The sequence below is a fragment of the Paenisporosarcina sp. P4_E4_2 genome, assembly GCF_056401595.1.
The window spans coordinates 1-4895 of the sequence record NZ_JBFUJC010000240.1 but is presented as its reverse complement, the minus strand read 5'-3'; the positions used below and the strand labels follow the sequence as shown (position 1 = coordinate 4895).

Genomic DNA, 4895 nt, shown 5'->3' with positions numbered 1-4895 from the left:
CAATTATGTAGCTCACTATTATGAAGAAATGTCGATTCCTTCGACAGTCCATATTTTGACTCGACTAGACCGTGATACATCTGGCTTAGTCTGTTTAGTTAAAAATCGACACATCCATCACATCATGAATCAAGGACATGTCATGAATAAGACATATGAAGCCATTGTTCACGGCAGAGTCGAGAAACAGACACAAGAAATCATCGAACCGATTGGACGTAAAGGAAGCAGTATTATTGAAAGAGAAGTACGGAATGATGGTCTATTTGCTCATACCGATGTCAGTATCATTCGATACGATTCACATTTTTCACACGTGAAATGTCTATTGCACACGGGAAGAACTCATCAAATTCGTGTACATTTGGCTCATATTGGTCATCCAATCATGGGAGATGATCTATACGGGGGGAAACTGGACTTAATTACACGACAGGCACTCCATTGTGCATCTGTAGATATTAAACATCCTTTAACCGGAGAAATTTTAACCATTACGAGTCCATTGCCAGACGATATGAGTAAATTACTCCATTAGTTTTCATAGTTTTCATAGTCGTGAAATTTTTCTTCTACATATGGCTGGAGTGAAGGTACTGAAACCACTTCCATCTCAGGATATCTGAGGGCAGATAATTTCCCGCCGAACACACAGCCCGTGTCGATATTCACCGTTCGGTTTTTAAAGCGTGCTTCTTTGGTAGGTGTATGACCGTATACAACAAATGCAGGACCTTTATAATGTTTGGCCCAATCTCCCCGTATTGGACGACCATCAGCATGTTGTTTACCGGAAATATCACCGTATAAGACAAAAACAATAATATTTTTTTGTATCGGTTTACCGATCATATCTTCGCGTATTCCAGCATGAGCGATAATCAGTTGATCATCGTCAAGCTGCTGGTAGGGTGAAAGTGCTTCATAAAAAGCAATATATCGCTTTCTGAATGGATCTTGTTTATTTGGAGATAATTGCTTAAATTCTTCTACGGTCGTTTCCAGACCATGAGTAATTTGAACTTTATGACCTTTAAAATAGCGATAAAGTTTGTTGCAATGATTTCCCGGGGAATAAATTAATTGCGTGGCATCCTGCAAATCAAACAATAAGTTCAGGACTGCCAAGGATTGCGGTCCTCTATCAGCTGCATCTCCGACAAAGGCAAGTTTGCGTCCATGTGGATGAACGAATCCCTCTTCAGTCGGTTGATAGCCTAATTTTTCAATCAATGCAGTCAGTTCTTCGTAACATCCATGGATATCTCCAACGATATCGTACAACAATTCTTTCACCTCATTATAAAAATAGTTTGCTATAACTTCAGTTTACCCCATACAATGGGGAATGTAGAATTGTAACGGGCAAAGAAAGGAGGGGGCATACATGACAGAGGAGCGTAAACATAACGAAGAAAACCAATTCGATGCTGAACAACTGCTAGCATTTCTGACTGACCAACAAGTAGATGAATTCAGAGATGAATTTTTAGCGCTTCATCCATATGATCAGGCACAATTTTTTGAAAAGGTGGGACCTGACAGCAGGCAAATTATCTATCAGTATCTCTCTCCGAAAGAAATGGCAGTAATTTTCCAGTCGATTGAACTCGATGACGATGAATATGAACCTTTTCTAAAAGAAATGGACAATACGTATGCGGCGGATATGTTATCCGAAATGTATGCCGATAATGCTGTAGACGTACTAAATGAGCTGGGCAAAGATCAAGTAGCCAGCTATTTGACTATCATGGATGATGAGTCGGCTAAGGAAATCAAAGACTTGCTCCATTATGAAGAATATACGGCCGGATCCATTATGACGACCGAATATGTAGCAATTCCCGAAAATTCAACATGTCGCTCTGCGATGACCATCTTGCGAAACGCTGCCCCTGAAGCTGAGACCATTTACTACCTTTTCGTCGTCAACGATGATCACCAGCTGACGGGAGTTGTTTCATTACGTGATTTAATTATTGCCGAAGAAGACACTCTTATACGTACGATTCGAAATGAACGTGTAGTAAGTGTGTCAGTCAGTGACGATCAGGAAGAAGTAGCAAGAATGATAAAAGACTATGATTTCCTGGCAGTGCCTGTAGTAGATTTTCAAAATCATTTACTTGGAATCATCACAGTTGATGATATTTTAGATGTACTCGAAGAAGAAGCGAATGATGATTACTCGAAATTGGCAGCCGTATCAGAGATGGATACATTTGATAAAGGGCCATTAACAGCAGCAAAAAAAAGGTTGCCATGGCTCATCATTTTATTGTTTTTGGGGATGCTCACTGCAAACTTGATGGGTATTTTTGAGGAAACACTAGACCAGGTTGCCATTTTAGCCGTTTTTATTCCGTTAATTGCAGGAATGGCAGGCAACAGTGGGACCCAAGCTCTTGCTGTAGCCGTTCGGGGTATTGCAACAGGCGATATCGCCGAACAAAGCAAATTGAAATTGTTGATGCGTGAAGCGGGTACAGGCCTAATCACCGGTATTGTTTGTGCGGTATTTGGCGTGGGCATTGTGTTTTTCAGTCAACACGATTTATTGCTTGGACTGTTAGTCGGGGCAGCAATTTTCGGCTCCATTTTTGTTGCTACCTTGTCGGGATCTTTCATTCCGTTACTCATTCACCGGATGAATATCGACCCTGCTGTGGCGTCTGGACCATTTATTACGACACTCAACGACATTATCAGCATCTTAATCTATTTAGGATTGGCTAGCATGTTTCTCACACAACTTTAGCTTAATGAAAACCAGAACCCCATTGATTTGGGGTTCTGGTTTTTTGTTATATGAAAAGCGCCTTCACAAACCCACTAACTATTACTAGTGTCATATTCTTTTTGCACTTTCTTTTTTTGTGATGTATTATTAGTACCAGGTATTAATGAAGAATATTAATTAGGGGGATTTTTATATGTCTTTGTCATTGCAGGGGAAAACGTTTGTCATCATGGGTGTAGCAAATAAACGCAGTATCGCTTGGGGAATCGCACAGTCGTTGGATAAAGCTGGAGCGAATATCATTTTCACGTACGCGGGGGAACGATTCGAGAAACCCGTGCGTGATTTAGTAGCAACATTGGAAGGGAAACATGAAATTGTTCTTCCATGTGATGTAACAAATGACGAAGATGTGGAGAAATGCTTCGCAACAATTGGACAAGCAGTAGGAAAAGTAGATGGTTTAGCCCATTGTATCGCATTTGCTAAAACAGAAGAGTTAGCGGGGAACTTCTCAGATACTTCACGTGAAGGGTTTTTGCTTGCACATAATATAAGTGCTTTCTCATTAACGGTGGTAGCGAAAGCTGTTAAGCCATTAATGACAGAAGGCGGAAGTATTGTCACTTTAACTTATTTAGGCGGAGAAAAAGTGGTACCGAATTACAATATCATGGGTGTTGCCAAAGCATCGCTTGATATGTCAGTACGATACTTGGCAGCAGATCTTGGGAAATATAACATCCGTGTCAATGCCATTTCAGCTGGCCCAATCCGCACGTTGTCTGCTAAAGGTGTAAGTGATTTTAACAGTGTGTTGAAAGAGATCGAAGAACGTGCACCGCTTCGTCGCAATACTACACCTGAAGAAGTAGGGGATACGGCACTGTTCTTATTTAGTCAATTATCACGCGGGATTACAGGTGAAACCATTCATTGTGACAGCGGTTTTCACATATTGTAAACCTGCAGCATAAGCTATTTCAAAAAGGGTGTGTGTATTCCATTGGAAAATGATCCGCTCCTTTTTGTCCAAGGTCCGCCGGTCTATAGGTATGTCCGTAAGGTGTCTCGTTGGCAAGAAGAAAGTACTTCAATCTTCCCGGAGCCTGTTGTTAAAGACCTCGAAGCCAAATTTGAAGCCAAAGTCGAAGCCGAAGCCGAAGCCAAAGTCGAAACCGTAATTGAAACCGATCCATTGATGTGGCAAAGATTGCGCTTTTTGACGTCAGATTTTGCAAAGTTTGTATATAAGCCACTTTTTTTTCAATTAAAAGATGGTGAAAAAATTGGCGGTATCGTGGATGTGCTTTATTCAGATAGTGTCCAAATTAAATCAGCTGAAGACGAGATTATGGCATTTGAAATTAACGAAATTAAAGAGATTTGGTGGGGAGGAAAAATTCTCCCGACTCGAGTGTGAATAGTAGTGAAGAAAACATCCATTTTAACATAGTGGATGTTTTTTCTTTTTATCTGGAACTAGCCGAATTATTTTTGTCATTTTACACATTCTGTTGACAAACCAAAACTAAGCCCGACTCCTTTTGATAGGAAGTCGAGCTAATTAGACACTGCACGCTTGACGTGTTTATTAATTAGTCACAAACACCTAGAAATACGTCTGCTACACATTCAATGCCACAGAAGCAATTCAAGTCAACGGTAATACAGCTATTAGAAAGTCTGAAATCTCGAACTTTACAAATTTTTCTTAAATCCAATTTGTCGCCACAATCGTTTAAAAGATCTACTTCTTTATGATGATGATCCAAAGGTTCTAGTACACGAAGTGTTGCACAGCAACCATCGAATATTTCTTCTACACGGAAGAATACAGAGAAGCAATCACAGTCTTTACGATCATTATCGCGGAAGAAAGCTTTGAACGGTGTACCGTCATCCGTCAAAAGCATGAATACGCGAGTATCAGCTTGGTGACGAGAAGGACTTACTAATCCACCAAGTGGCTCCAAGAAGCAATTTGTTGGACATACCGGACAGTCCATGTCCGTTGCTCGATCTTGAATGTCTTTGATTGCACGAACTACATCACAGATACATTGATCTTTCTTCTTGAAATGTCCAGAAGATGAAGATGACGATGACGATGATGATGATGATGATTCCAAGTTACGTCCACATCCCATTT

General features: G+C 40.5%; 6 protein-coding genes. 4 read left to right on the top strand and 2 right to left on the bottom strand.

The genetic code is table 11. The annotated features are described in order from the left end of the window. Positions 1-538: RluA family pseudouridine synthase (locus AC1DSB_RS14450; protein ID WP_477586958.1), on the top strand; the 538-nt coding region annotated here is incomplete at its 5' end. Here the strand turns inward: AC1DSB_RS14450 and prpE are convergent. Then, positions 535-1287: a bis(5'-nucleosyl)-tetraphosphatase PrpE gene (prpE, locus tag AC1DSB_RS14445; protein ID WP_477531654.1), complete on the bottom strand. Its 753-nt coding sequence runs from the start codon at positions 1285-1287 to the stop codon at positions 535-537. The genes AC1DSB_RS14450 and prpE overlap by 4 nt on opposite strands. A gap of 100 nt (positions 1288-1387) precedes the next feature. Between prpE and mgtE the strand changes: the two genes are divergently transcribed. From mgtE to AC1DSB_RS14430, 3 genes are all read left to right on the top strand, one after another. After that, positions 1388-2761, top strand: coding sequence for a magnesium transporter (mgtE, locus tag AC1DSB_RS14440; RefSeq protein ID WP_016427999.1), 1374 nt, complete (start codon positions 1388-1390; stop codon positions 2759-2761). A 175-nt stretch (positions 2762-2936) separates the two neighbouring features. Then, complete coding sequence (fabI, locus tag AC1DSB_RS14435; protein ID WP_016427998.1) at positions 2937-3707, top strand: enoyl-ACP reductase FabI; 771 nt, start codon at positions 2937-2939, stop codon at positions 3705-3707. Positions 3708-3749: 42 nt separating this feature from the next. Continuing rightward, positions 3750-4166: a hypothetical protein gene (locus tag AC1DSB_RS14430; protein WP_477531652.1), complete on the top strand. Its 417-nt coding sequence runs from the start codon at positions 3750-3752 to the stop codon at positions 4164-4166. A gap of 175 nt (positions 4167-4341) precedes the next feature. Here the strand turns inward: AC1DSB_RS14430 and AC1DSB_RS14425 are convergent, their stop codons facing one another. Next, positions 4342-4893 (bottom strand): CotY/CotZ family spore coat protein, encoded by a 552-nt coding sequence (locus AC1DSB_RS14425; RefSeq protein ID WP_016427996.1) that lies wholly within the window; start codon positions 4891-4893, stop codon positions 4342-4344. Between the last annotated feature and the right edge of the window lie 2 nt (positions 4894-4895).

Excerpts from the sequence above, each read along its gene's own strand:
- AC1DSB_RS14425 (WP_016427996.1), bottom strand. The coding sequence starts at position 4,893 with ATGGGATGTGGACGTAACTTGGAATCATCATCATCATCATCGTCATCG.
- fabI (WP_016427998.1), top strand. The coding sequence starts at position 2,937 with ATGTCTTTGTCATTGCAGGGGAAAACGTTTGTCATCATGGGTGTAGCA.
- mgtE (WP_016427999.1), top strand. The coding sequence starts at position 1,388 with ATGACAGAGGAGCGTAAACATAACGAAGAAAACCAATTCGATGCTGAA.